Origin of the sequence: Neorhizobium sp. JUb45, from assembly GCF_004343585.1 — a bacterium.
Lineage (GTDB): Bacteria > Pseudomonadota > Alphaproteobacteria > Rhizobiales > Rhizobiaceae > Neorhizobium.
In genome coordinates, this window is the sequence record NZ_SLYW01000001.1 from 1023791 (window position 1) to 1038154 (window position 14364).

A 14364-nucleotide genomic window follows, 5' to 3' on the forward strand; every position below is an offset into this window, starting at 1 on the left:
CACTGTCGCTTGGCTTTTGGGTGCTTTGATACTACATTTGAGTGCAAGGCGCGCTCTCGGAGGGCTGATATCATGAATGCCCCGACGTTTTTCTTCCTGTATATACTGCCGTTCGTGATCGCGGGCGCGGGATGGATTGCCGTTCTCCTGAACGAGCGCAGCGCTCGCCGCAAGGTGCGAGTTCGCTCGGGCGATTAACGCTATCGTATCGGCGGGGTGCTCAATGTCCGATGCCGGTTATGACAGGAATGAAGAGCGGCGACGCGTTCTTGTCCAGAACGAACGGCTGAAGCTGGCGGCCGCCAATCTCGATCGCTTATCGACCGCTTACGCTGTTGCGGGTTTCATCGCTCCGATAACATCTCTCTCATCGAGCAGCTCTTTGGAAAGTCTCACGCTGAAAATCGGCGTATCAACGGCGGTTTGGCTTTTGGCTGCATTGATATTACATTGGATAGCGAGACAACTTTTAGGAAAGCTGGGAATATGACCGTCACGATGGCTTTCTATCTATACATCCTGCCCGCTGCGACTGCTGTGATCGGTTTGGCGTGGATTGTTTTTGACAAGCGACAGGAGCGCCGGAAAAACCGGCTGCATCCCGGCGAATAAGCCTTTTCGTCGAACAAAGAAAAGCCCGCGACACCAATTGGCGTCGCGGGCTTTTTCGTCAGTTCGTTCCGCTCAGGATCAGACTTTGTCTTTACCCGACAGGAAGATGCAGGCCAGCGTGATCAGTGCAGCCACCAGCAGATAGTAGCCGACATAGGCCATGCCGTAGTTTGCCTGCAGATAGGTAGCGATATAGGGCGCAAGCGAGGCGCCGAAAATACCGGCCATGTTGAAGGTGATCGAGGAGCCGGTATAGCGAACCGCGGCCGGGAAGGGGGCCGCGAGTGCCGTGCCGATCAGGCCGTAGGTCATGCCCATCGGTACCATGGCAAGAATGACGAACAGGAAGATCATGCCTTCACCATTGGTCATCAGGGCTGGCAGGAAGAACGAGAATGCGGCGATCAGCACAGTCGTGACAATCAGCATTTCGCGACGGCCGTAACGCTCGGCAAGCTTGCCGATGACGACGATGAAAATGCCGAACACGATCGAGCCGAGAAGCTGCACTTCCAGCGCATCCAGGAACGACATCTTCAGGACCTTGACGTTGTAGGACAGAAGATAGGCCGTGCCGATGTAGAACAGAACGAACGTTGCCAGCGCCACGAACGTGCCGAGCACGAGGCTGCGCTTGTGCTTGCGGAACAATTCCGCAACGGGAACGTCAACGCGCTCGTGCTTTTCGATGGCCTCCTTGAAGGCCGGCGTTTCGGTGATGGACAGACGCACCCAGAGGCCGACGACGACGAGCAGGACCGAGGCGATGAACGGTACGCGCCAGCCCCAGCTCAGGAGTGCATCCTGTGACATGAAGTGCAGCAGGACCCAGAAGACGCCGGAAGACAGGAACAGGCCAAGCGGTGCGCCGAGCTGAGGGAACATGCCGTACCAGCTCTTTTTGCCCGGAGGTGCATTTTCTGTCGCAAGCAGCACTGCGCCGCCCCATTCACCGCCAAGACCAAAACCCTGGCCGAAACGGCATAGCGCCAGAAGCAGCGGCGCGAAAACGCCGATCTGCTCGTAAGTCGGCAGAAGGCCGATCACGACGGTGGAAACGCCCATGGTCAGCAGCGCTGCGACCAGTGTGGTCTTGCGGCCGATGCGGTCGCCGTAATGACCGAACACTACGGCACCAAGTGGCCGCGCAAAAAAGGCGATCGAGAAGGTCGCGAAGGATGCGAGAAGGGCCGTAGTCGGGTCGGAGCCTGGGAAAAACAGCGTCGGGAAGACCAGAACTGCGGCCGTCGCATAAACGTAGAAATCGAAAAATTCGATCGTCGTGCCGACCACGCTGGCCGTCAGGACTTGTGCAGGAGAGTTCTTTGCAACAGGTTCCAGCGGCTCAGCGGCCGACGACACGGGGGTATCCATCTGTGTCATCTTAATATCCGTGAGTGGTGTATCGCCTCCCTTTGTTAAGGAGGGTTGGTGCGGCCATAGCGTAATTTTAAATCGAATAAAATGGCCGTTCCGCAATAAAGCGCAAAAAATCAAGCCTCGGGCGAAAGCTATGATGCTTTTCTGCCATGCGCGGGGTTGCGCCGTGCGGGTTTGTTAACGCCTCCCGGAGGCTCTGGTTAACGAAAGTAAACGATTTATTAACCTTAATGGCGCTTAAATGGGCGCCTATCGGAAACGGTTGGAATCATGCCGCGAAAGTTTCGCACAAGCGTTGATCTTCAACCTTGAGTGATTTCCTTGGGAGTGGTTTATGAGTGGCAAGCATGTGGCTGTTTTGATGGGAGGTTTCTCCTCCGAGCGGCCCGTCAGTCTGTCTTCCGGCAATGCCTGTGCCGATGCTCTCGAAGGTGAGGGCTACAAAGTCACACGCGTCGATGTCGATCGCAATATTGCCGCCGTCCTGGCGGAATTGCGTCCCGATGTCTGCTTCAATGCGCTTCATGGTCCGTTTGGTGAAGATGGTACCATTCAGGGCATCCTCGAATATCTCGAAATTCCCTATACCCATTCCGGCGTATTGGCGTCGGCGCTGTCGATGGACAAGCAGCAGGCCAAGCATGTCGCCAAGGCCGCCGGTGTTCCCGTTGCTGAAGCCAAGGTGTTGAACCGTTTCGACTTCGGCAGTGCGCATCCGATCAAGCCCCCTTATGTCGTCAAGCCGGTACGCGAGGGGTCGTCCTTCGGCGTCGTTATCGTGAAGGAAAATCAGGCGCATCCGCCGCAGATCATCGGCTCGTCCGAATGGCGTTACGGTGAGGAGGTCATGGTCGAGCGTTACGTCTATGGTCGCGAATTGACCTGTGGTGTGATGGGCAATGTGGCGCTCGGCGTCACCGAAGTGGTGCCTAATGGCGACACCTTCTACGACTATGACGCAAAGTACGCCGCGGGCGGCTCTACCCATGTCATTCCGGCACGAATTTCACCGAATATTTACCAAAAGATTCAATCATTGGCACTCAAGGCGCACCTGGCGATGGGTTGCCGTGGCGTGAGTCGGTCGGACTTTCGTTACGACGATCGTTTCTCCGAAAACGGTGAGGTCATCTGGCTGGAAGTCAATACGCAGCCGGGCATGACCCCAACCTCACTGGTGCCCGAAATGGCCGCTCATGCCGGTCATTCCTTTGGTGATCTCGTCCGTTGGATGGTGGAGGACGCTTCTTGTTCGCGATGAACGGCAAAAGGGCAGATGGGGCGCGTAATCCTTACGAGGATGGCCCTGTTGCGGACGATCGGATGGTGCTGCCGCGCCCTCTGCGTCGTGTCGTGCGCTTTTGCGTCAGTCTTGCGACTGGCCGCATCGATATTCCGCGCCATGCCGGGACGGTTGCCACATTCGGTTTCTTCGCAGTTGTCGGCCTCTACGGCATGTCGGTCGGCGGTCATACGCAGACGGTGGCGCAGGCGACAACGGCCGCTGCCGGTTTTGCCATCGAGGACGTGCGTGTCTCCGGCAACAGCCAGACATCGGAAATCGATATTCTTCAGCTGCTCGGTCTCGACGGCACGACCTCGCTGGTCGCGCTCGATATCGAACTGGCACGCCGCCAGCTGTCCGAGCTTCCCTGGGTGGCCTACGCGGAAGTGCGCAAGGTTTATCCGCGCACGATCGAGGTCATGCTCAAGGAGCGCGAGGCATTCGGTATCTGGCAGCATGGCAGCGAACTCTCGCTGATCGAAAAGAGCGGCGCCATCATCGCGCCTCTGCGCGACAACAAGTTCGCTTCGCTGCCTCTCTTCGTTGGTCGTGATGCGGAAAAGGCCGCGTCGGGTTTTGAAGATGAGATGGCGGAATGGCCGGAGCTGAAGCTGCGTGTTCGCGCTTTCGTTCGTGTTGCCGGCCGCCGCTGGGACCTGCATCTCGACAACGGCGTCGTCGTCAAGCTGCCCGAAGAAAATGTCGGCGGCGCGCTGAAGCGTCTCGCCAAGTTCGAAGCCAATCAGCAGATGCTGGAGCGTGATGTCGCAGCCGTCGATCTCCGCCTTCAGGATCGCACCACAGTACAGTTGACGGCCGATGCCGCAGAACGCCGCCAGCAGGCGGTTGCGGCGCGCGCCAAAGCGTTGAAGAAAGCAGGGGAAACGTGAGCCTGTTCGGATCATCCAATCTCGGTCTGCCGCGCCTGAAGCCTTTGTCTTCCAAGCGCAGTCACGTCGTTTCGGTTCTCGATATCGGATCGAGCAAGGTCGTGTGCATGATCGGCCGGCTTACGCCGCGTCAGGAAAGCGAAGTCCTGCCGGGCCGGACTCATCATGTCGAAATCATCGGCATCGGCCACCAGCGTTCGCGTGGCGTCAAGTCGGGCGTTATCGCTGATCTGGATGCGGCGGAAAGCGTCGTGCGCCTCGCCGTCGACGCCGCCGAGCGCATGGCCGGTCTCACCATCGACAGCCTGATCGTCAATGTTTCGGCCGGTCGTCTGGCCAGCGATGTCTACACCGCCACCATCGATCTCGGTGGTCAGGAAGTGGCCTCCGGCGACCTGCGCAAGGTGATGATCAATGCAAGCCAGCTGTCGCAGCGTCAGGATCGCGTCATCCTGCATTCGCTGCCGACCGGTTATTCGCTCGACGGCGAGCGCGGCATCCGCGATCCGCTGTCGATGTATGGCGACACACTCGGTGTCGACATGCATGTCGTCACTGCCGAACGCGCTGCGATCCGCAATCTCGAACTCTGCGTCAACCGCGCGCATCTGTCGGTCGAAGGTCTCGTTTCGACGCCTTATGCCAGCGGTCTGGCGGCTCTGGTCGATGACGAGGTCGAACTCGGCTGCGCTGCCATCGACATGGGCGGCGGCACCACCACAATTTCCGTCTTTTGCGAAGGCAAGCTGGTTCACACCGATGCCATCGGTCTGGGCGGCCACCACATCACGACCGACCTTGCGCGCGGTCTTTCGACCCGAATCGAAGACGCCGAGCGCATGAAGGTCGTTCACGGCTCCGCCATCTCCACTGGTGCCGACGACCGTGACCTGATTTCGGTTGCGCCGATCGGCGAGGACGACCGTGATCAGCCTACCCAGATCCCCAAGGCTCTGGTCACCCGTATCGTTCGCGCGCGCCTCGAAGAGACGCTCGAACTGATCCGTGACCGCATACAGAAGTCGGGTTTCAGCCCGATCGTCGGCAAGCGAGTCGTTCTGACCGGTGGCGCCAGCCAATTGACCGGTTTGTCGGAAACAGCGCGCCGAATCCTTGCCCGAAACGTCCGAATCGGGCGTCCTATGGGCCTGTCGGGTCTTCCGACCGCAGCAAAGGGACCGGCCTTCTCGACGGCGGCCGGGCTGATGATCTACCCGCAGGTCGCCGGTCTGGAGACGCATGCGGCAAACGGCGGTTTCGCGTCGGGCCTGGTCAGCGGCAACGGCCGGCTGGCGCGAATGGGGCAGTGGCTGAAGGAAAGTTTCTGACACACCGGTTTCGCACCAGCGTGTCGAGGTAAGCAGGAATCAACGGCGGCGTGGCGACGCTGCCCAAGGATTAAGAAGGAACGGTTACATGACCATCAATCTGAACAAGCCGGACATCACCGAGCTGAAGCCTCGGATCACCGTGTTCGGCGTCGGCGGCGGCGGCGGCAATGCCGTCAACAACATGATCACCGCTGGCCTCGAAGGTGTTGACTTCGTTGTTGCCAACACTGATGCCCAGGCCCTGACCATGACCAAGGCCGATCGCATCATCCAGATGGGTGTGCAGGTCACCGAAGGTCTCGGCGCGGGTTCGCAGCCGGAAGTCGGCCGCGCTGCTGCGGAAGAGTGCCTCGATGAAATCCTGGATCATCTCCAGAACACCCATATGTGCTTCGTCACTGCCGGCATGGGCGGCGGCACCGGCACCGGTGCTGCTCCGGTCGTGGCTCAGGCCGCCCGCAACAAGGGCATCCTGACCGTCGGCGTCGTCACCAAGCCGTTCCACTTCGAAGGCGCGCGTCGCATGCGTCTGGCCGAGCAGGGCATCGAGGAACTGCAGAAGTCGGTCGACACGCTGATCGTCATTCCTAACCAGAACCTGTTCCGCATCGCCAACGACAAGACGACCTTTGCCGACGCATTTGCGATGGCCGACCAGGTTCTCTATTCCGGCGTTGCCTGCATTACCGACCTGATGGTCAAGGAAGGCCTCATCAACCTCGACTTCGCCGACGTTCGCTCGGTAATGCGCGAGATGGGCCGCGCCATGATGGGTACGGGTGAAGCTTCCGGTTCGGGCCGCGCCATGCAGGCCGCCGAAGCCGCGATCGCCAACCCGCTGCTCGACGAAACCTCGATGAAGGGCGCACAGGGCCTGCTGATCTCCATTACCGGTGGTCGCGACCTTACCCTGTTCGAAGTCGACGAAGCCGCAACCCGTATCCGCGAAGAAGTCGATCCGGACGCCAACATCATCCTCGGTGCCACGTTCGACGAAGCGCTCGAAGGCATCATCCGCGTTTCTGTCGTTGCCACCGGCATCGACCGCAGCATGGGTCAGGTCGATCTGCGTGCCGCTGCAATGCAGGCAGCCCAGAAGCCGATTATCCGTCCTTCCGCGGCCGTTGCTCCGGCTCCGGCCGCAGTGCAGCCTGCCCAGTATCAGGCACCCCGCGCGATTGCCCCGGCTCCGGTTGACCCGATTGCCGAGACCATCCGTCACGCCGAATCCGAAATGGAACGCGAACTGGCCATCCCGGCCGCTCCCGCTCCTGTTGCGCCGGCACCGGTTGCCCAGGCCGAAGAGTTCCGTCCGCAGAGCCGCATTTTCGGTGCTGCTCCGGTCGAAGCTCCGCGTGCCACGCCGGTTCAGCAGTCTTACGCCGCTCCGCAGCAGCCTTCCTATGCCGCCCCGCAGCAGCAGGCTCCTGTCGCTCCGCAGCCGGCACCTGCACCGCGCATGATGCAGCCGGAAGCGCCGGTCATGAGCCAGCCGATGGTTCGCGACACGGTCGAGCAGGTTCGCATGCCGCGCGTCGAAGACTTTCCGCCGGTCGTGAAGGCCGAGATGGATCATCGCGCCCAGCAGTCGCAGCCGGCACATGAAGAACGTGGTCCGATGGGTCTCCTGAAGCGCATCACCAACTCGCTCGGTCGTCGTGACGAAGAAGAGCAGGGTTCGGGCGAAATGATGCAGGCTCCGGCCGCCTCCTCGCAGCAGCGTCGCGCGCTGTCGCCGGAAGCAAGCCTCTACGCACCGCGTCGTGGCAACCTCGATGATCACGGCCGCAACACTCCGCGTGCAGGTGCTCATCACGAAGACGATCAGCTGGAAATCCCGGCCTTCCTGCGCCGCCAGTCCACCTGATCGACCTTTAAATAAATGCTGTTGAAAAGGCCCGGATCCTGCGATCCGGGCCTTTTCACATTTCGTTGCAAAAGCGGAAAATTGTTGAGCATCTCCCTGTACTTGGCTTCGTAACAATCCGAAACGAACAGTGATTTGAGATGTACCGCGCGGACACGTATCTAGATGATCAAGAGACCATGAATCGCGGTTTGTTAATTCAAACGGATTTATGGGCAAGGATCCCGGACCGCCACGGATTGGCAGGGCCGGTTCAATAAAGGCATATGAAATGAGCATCGAACTTCTCGGTTTCCAGACCACTATCGCTTCGCCCGTCACCCTTTCGGGTATCGGCGTGCATTCGGGAAGCCAGGTATCGATCACCTTCCAGCCGGCTGACGCCGGCACCGGCATCATTTTCTCGCGTACGCTTTCCGACGGCACCGCCGCCGAATACCGCGCCGTGTCCTCGCAGGTCGGCAATACCGATCTCTGCACGGTCCTCGGCACCAATATGGCGCGTTCCGTTGCAACCATCGAACACGTCATGGCAGCAATCTATGCACTTGGCCTCGACAACCTGATCGTTGAAGTCGAAGGCGCCGAAATGCCGATCATGGACGGCAGCTCTTTTCCTTTCATCGAAGCGATCGAACAGGTCGGCATCGTCAATCTCGGTGTGAAGCGTCGTTATATCCGCGTCATCAAGCCGGTTCGCATCGATGCCGGCGCTTCGTGGTCGGAATTCCGCCCTTATGACGGCACGCGTTTCGAAGTCGAAATCGATTTCGATTCGCCGCTGATCGGTCGCCAGTCATGGAAGGGTGACCTGACCGCGTCCGTGTTCCGTGATGAGTTGTCTCGCGCCCGTACTTTCGGTTTCATGCGTGATGTCGAGCGCCTCTGGGCCGCCGGTTACGCACTCGGCTCGTCGCTCGAAAATTCGGTCGTCATCGGTGACGATGACACCGTCGTCAACGTCGAGGGTCTGCGTTACGCCAAGGACGAATTCGTTCGTCACAAGACGCTCGATGCTGTCGGCGATCTGGCGCTTGCCGGCGCGCAGTTCATCGGCTGCTACCGTTCCTATCGCGGCGGTCACAAGATGAACGCCAATGCGCTCAAGGCACTGCTCAGCGATCCGACGGCTTACGAGATCGTCGAGGCACCTGCGCGCAGCCAGCGTGTTCGCGCCAGCGCGTTCGTTCCGGTCAACGTTCCGGAATTCGCTCCCTGGGTTGGCTGACCTCGGGATCGACTCCAAACTCCAGTCCAATTGGCCGTCCCTGTGGACGGCCTTTTTCTTTTTTGTTGTTTTTACGGTAATTTAAGTAACGCCACTGCCACAAAATTGCGCGAATGGGCCATCATTGCGTTGCCCTCATGCTGCTTTTATGGCTAGAACGCCTGTCAGGGCGGTGGCTCTTTTTATCGCGTGGCAATCGGGAACTATTGCATGGCAAATGTCAGGTCTTCTGTAATCGGGAAATCGGCCCGCATCGCGGCCATCTCCCTCGTGCTGGCAGGTGCCGGCATGACCGTGACGGCCTGCGGCACGGACCCGGATATCGACATCACGAAACTCGGCCTTGCCACCGATCCGCCGGAGCAGCTTTACAATCAAGGTCTGGCCAATATGAAGGCCGGTAATATGGGCGAGGCGGCACGCAAGTTCGACGCCATCGACAAGCAGAACCCGTTTACCGAATGGGGCCGCAAGGCGCTGGTGATGGTGACCTTCGTCAACACACGCCAGAACCGCAACGACGAAGCGATCGCATCGGGTAACCGTTACCTGAAGCAGTATCCACGTTCGGCCGACACCGCTTATGTGCAGTATCTCGTTGGCCTGTCCTATTCCAAGCAGATCAGCGACGTGACGCAGGACCAGCGCGCCGCATCGCGCACGATCGAGGCCATGACCAAGGTGGTCAAGGAATACCCCGATTCCGAATATGTCGACGACGCACAGGCAAAGATCCGTTTCGCCCGCGACCAGCTCGCCGGCAAGGAAATGCAGATCGGCCGTTATTACCTCGAGCGCAAGGAATACCTTGCTGGCATTCAGCGCTTCCGGCTCGTCGTCGAACAGTACGGCAACACCAATCAGGTCGAGGAAGCGCTGGCACGTCTGGTCGAATCCTACTACGCCATGGGTATCGCCGAGGAAGCACAGACCGCTGCTGCCGTTCTCGGCCGCAACTATCCGGACAGCCAGTGGTATGCCGATAGCTACAAGCTGCTGAAGGGTGGCGGACTTGAGCCGCGTGAGAACCGTGGCTCGTGGATTTCGCGCGCAGCTGTCAGGCTGGTCGCCGGCAGCGATTCCTGATTTTGACGGCAGGCGGTTTTAGGGCAGGTAAGGCCGGATCGAGGTAACATGCTGATCCAGTTGTCGATCCGCGATATCGTCTTGATCGAGCGGCTGGATCTCGATTTCGAGGCCGGCCTTTCGGTGCTCACCGGTGAGACCGGTGCCGGCAAATCCATTCTTCTCGACAGTCTGTCGCTGGCGCTCGGTGGGCGCGGCGATGGCGGGCTTGTGCGCCATGGCAGCGACAAGGGGCAGGTGACCGCCGTTTTCGATATCGGCATGGATCACCCCGCCCGTCTGCTGCTGCGCGAAAACGGCCTCGATGACGATGGCGACCTGATTTTTCGGCGCGTGCAATCGGCCGATGGCCGCACCAAGGCTTCCGTCAACGACCAGCCGGTCAGCGTGCAGATGATGCGCCAGCTCGGTCAGTTGCTGGTCGAGATCCATGGCCAGCACGACGATCGCGCGCTTGTCGATACCAATGCCCATCGCACCCTGCTCGACGCCTTTGCAGGCCTTAGCGACGAGGCTTTGCAGGTGTCCGTTCTCTACCGCACATGGAAGGATGCCGAGCGCACCCTGAAAAGCCACAGAGCCCGCGTGGAGGCCGCAGCCCGCGAAGCCGATTACCTGCGCTCCTCGGTCGAAGAGCTACAAATCCTGTCGCCGCGAGACGGCGAGGAAGACGAGCTTGCTGACAACCGCGCCCGCATGCAGAAATCCGAACGCATTGCCGGCGACATTTCCGAAGCCTCCGAATTCCTGAACGGACACGGATCGCCGGTACCGTTGATCGCCTCGATGGTGCGACGTCTGGAGCGCAAGAGCCACGAAGCGCCGGGTCTGCTGGAAGAAACCGTCGAACTGCTCGACCAAGCGCTCAACCATCTCTCCAACGCCCAGATGGAAGTGGAGGCGGCTTTGCGCCGCACCGAATTCGATCCGCGCGAACTGGAGCGTGTCGAGGAGCGGCTGTTTGCGCTTCGCGCCGCCGCCCGCAAATATTCGGTTCCCGTAACCGAACTGCCGGCGCTTGCCGAAAAAATGATCGCTGATCTCGCCGATCTCGATGCCGGCGAGGAAAAGCTCGGCAAGCTGGAGAAGATTTCGGAAGCCGCTAGGGTAACCTTCGATCAGGCGGCCGTTGCGCTCTCCAAAAAACGCCAGAAGGGCGCTTCGGCGCTGTCCGATGCCGTCATGGCCGAACTTCCGGCCCTCAAGCTGGAACGCGCGCGTTTCATGGTCGAGGTGACGACCGATGCCGAATCAGCGACTGCCGACGGCATCGATACGGTCGAATTCCACGTCCAGACCAATCCCGGCACGCGTCCCGGCCCGATCATGAAGGTTGCCTCGGGCGGCGAGCTTTCACGCTTCCTGCTCGCCTTGAAAGTTGCACTTGCCGATCGCGGTTCTGCGCCAACGCTGGTCTTCGATGAAATCGACAGTGGTGTCGGCGGTGCGGTCGCGGATGCGATCGGTCAGCGGCTGAAGCGGCTATCCAGCACGGTTCAGGTCCTCTCTGTGACCCACGCACCGCAGGTCGCCGCCCGCGCCGCCACCCATATGCTGATCTCAAAGGGACCGGCCGGCGACGGATCGGACAAGATCGCCACGCGCGTCGCCACCATGACGCCGGAACACCGCGCCGAAGAGATCGCCCGCATGCTGTCGGGCGCGTCCGTCACCGCCGAGGCGAGGGCGGCTGCGGCGGCGCTGCTGGCCGCCGAAGGCTGATTTTTTCCGTTTATTCCGCCGGTGCGGCCACGCCGCCGGTGTTCCGCGATGGTCCCGCCATGCGCGACAACACCTCGTCCTTCCAGACGAAACGGTGAATGATCACCATGGCGATATGGCCGCCGATCATGGTCAGCAGCGTCCAGGCGAGCGTGCCGTGCAGCAGCCGTGCAGGTGCCACCATCCAGTCCACCCGCTCGCCGCCTTTCGCCATGATTTCCAGCCCGTAGAGTGTGAGGCCCCATTCCGAACCGAAGGCACGCAGCAGTGCCATGCCGGGCACGGCCAGCATCAGCAGATAGAGCAGGATATGGCCGGCGCGGGCGGCAAGGCCCAGAAGCCCATGTTCATGCGCCGGGCGGTCCTTCAGGTTGTAAAAGCCCCACAACGCCCGAACTGCCGCCATGATGAGAATGGTGACACCGAGCGAGCCGTGCGTGCCGTTCAGGGCGTCCGTCAGCCATGAGCGTCCAAACAGCCGGCCAAGCACCAGGCCGGAAAACTGCCAACAGAGAAGAAACGCCATTGACCAGTGAAACAGCCGGGTCACCAGACCGTAGCGTAATCCCGTATCCCGCCAGCGATGCGCCATGGCCATTCCCCGAAAATTGCTGCTTGTGAACCTGATTGTTTGAGTTGGGTATTACGATGCTGCGCCGCAACGCGTCCAGACGGACGCGGACACATGCAGCCGGGTTTCCCAAACTTCTTCGTGAGTTTTGGGCGAGCCTCAAGCCTCGGCTGCTTCCAATCTGCGGCGATTGCACTAGAAAAGCGGTGAAGATGGAGATTCCCGCATGGCCGCCGATCAGACAGCAATCGACACCCTGACAGAACAGACGGCGGCAGCCGAACTGGAGCGTCTGGCGAAGGAACTCGCCCATCACGACGCGCTCTATCACGGTAATGATGCCCCGGAAATTTCCGATGCCGACTATGACGCGCTGAAGCGCCGCAACCAGGCGATCGAGGAAAAGTTTCCGCAGCTGATCCGCGCCGATAGTCCGTCGATCAAGGTTGGTGCCGCACCGCTGCCGACCTTCGCACAGATCACCCATTCGCGGCCGATGCTGTCGCTCGACAACGCCTTTGCCGACGACGACGTGCGCGATTTCGTCAATTCCGTCTATCGTTTCCTCGGCCAGCTGCCGGACAACTCGATTGCCTTCACGGCCGAGCCGAAAATCGACGGGCTATCGATGTCGATCCGTTACGAGGACGGCATTCTCGTCAACGCGGCAACGCGCGGCGACGGCACGACCGGCGAAAACGTCACGGCCAATATCAAGACCATCAAGGAAATTCCGCAACGTCTGCCCAAGGGCGTGCCGTCAGTCGTGGAGGTGCGCGGCGAGGTCTATATGGCCAAGACCGATTTTATGGCGCTCAACGCCGAGATGGAAGCGCAAGGCAAGCAGCTTTACGTCAACCCGCGCAACACGGCGGCCGGCTCGCTGCGCCAGCTCGACGCCAAGGTGACGGAAAGCAGAAAACTGAAGTTTTTTGCCTATGCCTGGGGCGAGATGTCCGAACCCAACGATCTGCCGAGGACGCAGTTCGAGATGGTGCAGACTTTTCGGCACTGGGGTTTTCCGGTCAATGATCTGATGAAACGCCTGACCTCGCTGGACGACATCCTGGCGCATTACAACGAGATCGGCCTTGCCCGTCCGGACCTCGATTACGATATCGACGGCGTCGTCTACAAGGTCGACCGGCTCGACCTGCAGGCCCGCCTCGGTTTCCGCTCACGCTCGCCGCGCTGGGCGACGGCCCATAAATTCCCGGCCGAGCAGGCGTTCACGACTGTCGAAAACATCGACATCCAGGTTGGTCGCACGGGTGCATTGACCCCGGTTGCCCGCCTCACGCCAATTACCGTCGGCGGCGTCGTTGTCACCAATGCGACGCTGCACAATGCCGATTACATCGAAGGCATCGGCAATTCCGGCGAGCGCATTCGTGAGGAAGGCCACGATATCCGCATCGGCGATACCGTCATCGTGCAGCGGGCAGGGGATGTCATCCCGCAGGTGCTGGACGTGGTGCTGGAGAAGCGTGCGGCAGACGCGAAGAAATATCCGTTTCCGACCGAGTGCCCGATCTGCAAAAGCCATGCAGTGCGGGAGAAGAACGAAAAGACCGGCAAACTCGATTCGGTTACCCGCTGCACCGGCGGTTTCGTCTGCCGCGCGCAGGCGACCGAGCACCTGAAACATTTTGTCTCGCGCAATGCCTATGACATAGAAGGTTTTGGCACCAAGCAGGTCGATTTCTTCTTCGAGGCCGAAGATCCGTCTTTGCAGATCCGCACCGCGCCGGACATCTTTACGCTGAGGAAGCGGCAGGAAGCCTCGCCGTTGATGAAGCTGGAAAACATCGACGGTTTCGGCAAGGTCAGCGTCAAAAAATTGTTCGATGCCATCGATGAGCGCCGCTCCATCGCGCTCCACCGCTTCATCTATGCGCTCGGCATCCGCCATGTCGGCGAGACCACGGCAAAGCTGCTTGCCCGCCACTACGGCACCTATGAGGCCTTGGAGCAGGCGATGAAGGAGGCGGCAGACCTTTCCGGCGACGCCTGGAACGATCTCAACAATATCGAGGGCATTGGCGAAATCGTCGCCCGCGCCATCGTCGAGTTCTTCAAGGAGCCGCGCAATCTCGATGTCGTCGACCGGCTTCTCAAGGAGGTGACACCGCAGGCGGCCGAACAGGTGGCGGCCTCCGACAGCCCGGTCGCCGGCAAGACGGTGGTGTTCACCGGTTCACTGGAGCGTTTTACCCGTGATGAGGCGAAGGCGCGTGCCGAAGGTCTGGGCGCCAAGGTGGCCGGCTCGGTTTCCAAGAAGACGGATTATGTCGTTGCTGGCCCCGGCGCCGGTTCCAAGCTCGACAAGGCAAGGGAACTCGGCGTCGAGGTGATGACGGAAGACGAATGGCTGATCTTCATCGGCGGCTGA

The 14364-nt window shown here is 60.3% G+C and carries 13 protein-coding genes; 11 read left to right on the forward strand and 2 right to left on the reverse strand.

The features are described 5' to 3' along the window. Positions 1 to 72 precede the first annotated feature (72 nt). Genes EDF70_RS30605 through EDF70_RS30610 form a run of 3 tightly spaced genes read left to right on the forward strand, consistent with a single transcriptional unit; the run spans position 73 to position 612 of the window. The gene (locus EDF70_RS30605; protein ID WP_281033527.1) at positions 73 to 198 is read left to right on the forward strand and encodes a hypothetical protein; all 126 of its coding nucleotides are present in this window, start codon (positions 73 to 75) and stop codon (positions 196 to 198) included. Positions 199 to 223: 25 nt separating this feature from the next. Beyond that, positions 224 to 490, forward strand: a complete 267-nt coding sequence (locus EDF70_RS04895; RefSeq protein ID WP_132272180.1) for a hypothetical protein — start codon at positions 224 to 226, stop codon at positions 488 to 490. Then, positions 487 to 612 carry a hypothetical protein gene (locus tag EDF70_RS30610; protein WP_281033528.1) on the forward strand — a complete coding sequence of 42 codons (126 nt, stop codon included), beginning with the start codon at positions 487 to 489 and terminating at the stop codon, positions 610 to 612. Before EDF70_RS04895 ends, EDF70_RS30610 begins: the two co-directional genes overlap by 4 nt. A gap of 78 nt (positions 613 to 690) precedes the next feature. On the opposite strand, the gene EDF70_RS04900 is transcribed toward EDF70_RS30610, so the two are convergent. Continuing rightward, a complete protein-coding gene (locus EDF70_RS04900; RefSeq protein ID WP_132272181.1) occupies positions 691 to 1995 on the reverse strand; it encodes an MFS transporter in 1305 nt (434 codons plus the stop codon). Between the two features lie 331 nt (positions 1996 to 2326). Here EDF70_RS04900 and EDF70_RS04905 point away from each other — a divergent pair, with 331 nt between their 5' ends. The 7 genes from EDF70_RS04905 (at position 2327) to recN (ending at position 11401) form a co-directional block, all read left to right on the forward strand. Beyond that, positions 2327 to 3253 (forward strand): D-alanine--D-alanine ligase, encoded by a 927-nt coding sequence (locus EDF70_RS04905; protein WP_132272182.1) that lies wholly within the window; start codon positions 2327 to 2329, stop codon positions 3251 to 3253. After that, positions 3250 to 4167: a cell division protein FtsQ/DivIB gene (locus tag EDF70_RS04910; RefSeq protein ID WP_132272573.1), complete on the forward strand. Its 918-nt coding sequence runs from the start codon at positions 3250 to 3252 to the stop codon at positions 4165 to 4167. The genes EDF70_RS04905 and EDF70_RS04910 overlap by 4 nt, the downstream gene beginning before the upstream one ends. Further along, entirely contained in the window at positions 4164 to 5495 is a 1332-nt protein-coding gene (ftsA, locus tag EDF70_RS04915; RefSeq protein WP_132272183.1) for a cell division protein FtsA, read from the forward strand. The genes EDF70_RS04910 and ftsA overlap by 4 nt, the downstream gene beginning before the upstream one ends. Positions 5496 to 5583: 88 nt before the next feature. Further along, positions 5584 to 7365, forward strand: a complete 1782-nt coding sequence (gene ftsZ, locus EDF70_RS04920) for a cell division protein FtsZ (RefSeq protein ID WP_132272184.1) — start codon at positions 5584 to 5586, stop codon at positions 7363 to 7365. Positions 7366 to 7636: 271 nt separating this feature from the next. Next, positions 7637 to 8593, forward strand: a complete 957-nt coding sequence (gene lpxC, locus EDF70_RS04925; RefSeq protein WP_132272185.1) for a UDP-3-O-acyl-N-acetylglucosamine deacetylase — start codon at positions 7637 to 7639, stop codon at positions 8591 to 8593. A gap of 210 nt (positions 8594 to 8803) precedes the next feature. Then, entirely contained in the window at positions 8804 to 9679 is an 876-nt protein-coding gene (locus EDF70_RS04930) for an outer membrane protein assembly factor BamD (RefSeq protein ID WP_132272186.1), read from the forward strand. 48 nt (positions 9680 to 9727) lie between these two features. After that, positions 9728 to 11401 (forward strand): DNA repair protein RecN, encoded by a 1674-nt coding sequence (gene recN / locus EDF70_RS04935; protein ID WP_132272187.1) that lies wholly within the window; start codon positions 9728 to 9730, stop codon positions 11399 to 11401. A gap of 10 nt (positions 11402 to 11411) precedes the next feature. Here the strand turns inward: recN and EDF70_RS04940 are convergent, their stop codons facing one another. Further along, positions 11412 to 11993 carry a cytochrome b gene (locus EDF70_RS04940; RefSeq protein WP_132272188.1) on the reverse strand — a complete coding sequence of 194 codons (582 nt, stop codon included), beginning with the start codon at positions 11991 to 11993 and terminating at the stop codon, positions 11412 to 11414. Between the two features lie 205 nt (positions 11994 to 12198). Here EDF70_RS04940 and ligA point away from each other — a divergent pair, with 205 nt between their 5' ends. Next, a complete protein-coding gene (gene ligA / locus EDF70_RS04945) occupies positions 12199 to 14364 on the forward strand; it encodes an NAD-dependent DNA ligase LigA (RefSeq protein WP_132272189.1) in 2166 nt (721 codons plus the stop codon).

Excerpts from the sequence above, each read along its gene's own strand:
- EDF70_RS30605 (WP_281033527.1), top strand. The coding sequence starts at position 73 with ATGAATGCCCCGACGTTTTTCTTCCTGTATATACTGCCGTTCGTGATC.
- EDF70_RS04895 (WP_132272180.1), top strand. The coding sequence starts at position 224 with ATGTCCGATGCCGGTTATGACAGGAATGAAGAGCGGCGACGCGTTCTT.
- EDF70_RS30610 (WP_281033528.1), top strand. The coding sequence starts at position 487 with ATGACCGTCACGATGGCTTTCTATCTATACATCCTGCCCGCTGCGACT.
- EDF70_RS04900 (WP_132272181.1), bottom strand. The coding sequence starts at position 1,995 with ATGACACAGATGGATACCCCCGTGTCGTCGGCCGCTGAGCCGCTGGAA.
- EDF70_RS04905 (WP_132272182.1), top strand. The coding sequence starts at position 2,327 with ATGAGTGGCAAGCATGTGGCTGTTTTGATGGGAGGTTTCTCCTCCGAG.
- EDF70_RS04910 (WP_132272573.1), top strand. The coding sequence starts at position 3,250 with ATGAACGGCAAAAGGGCAGATGGGGCGCGTAATCCTTACGAGGATGGC.
- ftsZ (WP_132272184.1), top strand. The coding sequence starts at position 5,584 with ATGACCATCAATCTGAACAAGCCGGACATCACCGAGCTGAAGCCTCGG.
- lpxC (WP_132272185.1), top strand. The coding sequence starts at position 7,637 with ATGAGCATCGAACTTCTCGGTTTCCAGACCACTATCGCTTCGCCCGTC.
- EDF70_RS04930 (WP_132272186.1), top strand. The coding sequence starts at position 8,804 with ATGGCAAATGTCAGGTCTTCTGTAATCGGGAAATCGGCCCGCATCGCG.
- recN (WP_132272187.1), top strand. The coding sequence starts at position 9,728 with ATGCTGATCCAGTTGTCGATCCGCGATATCGTCTTGATCGAGCGGCTG.
- EDF70_RS04940 (WP_132272188.1), bottom strand. The coding sequence starts at position 11,993 with ATGGCGCATCGCTGGCGGGATACGGGATTACGCTACGGTCTGGTGACC.
- ligA (WP_132272189.1), top strand. The coding sequence starts at position 12,199 with ATGGCCGCCGATCAGACAGCAATCGACACCCTGACAGAACAGACGGCG.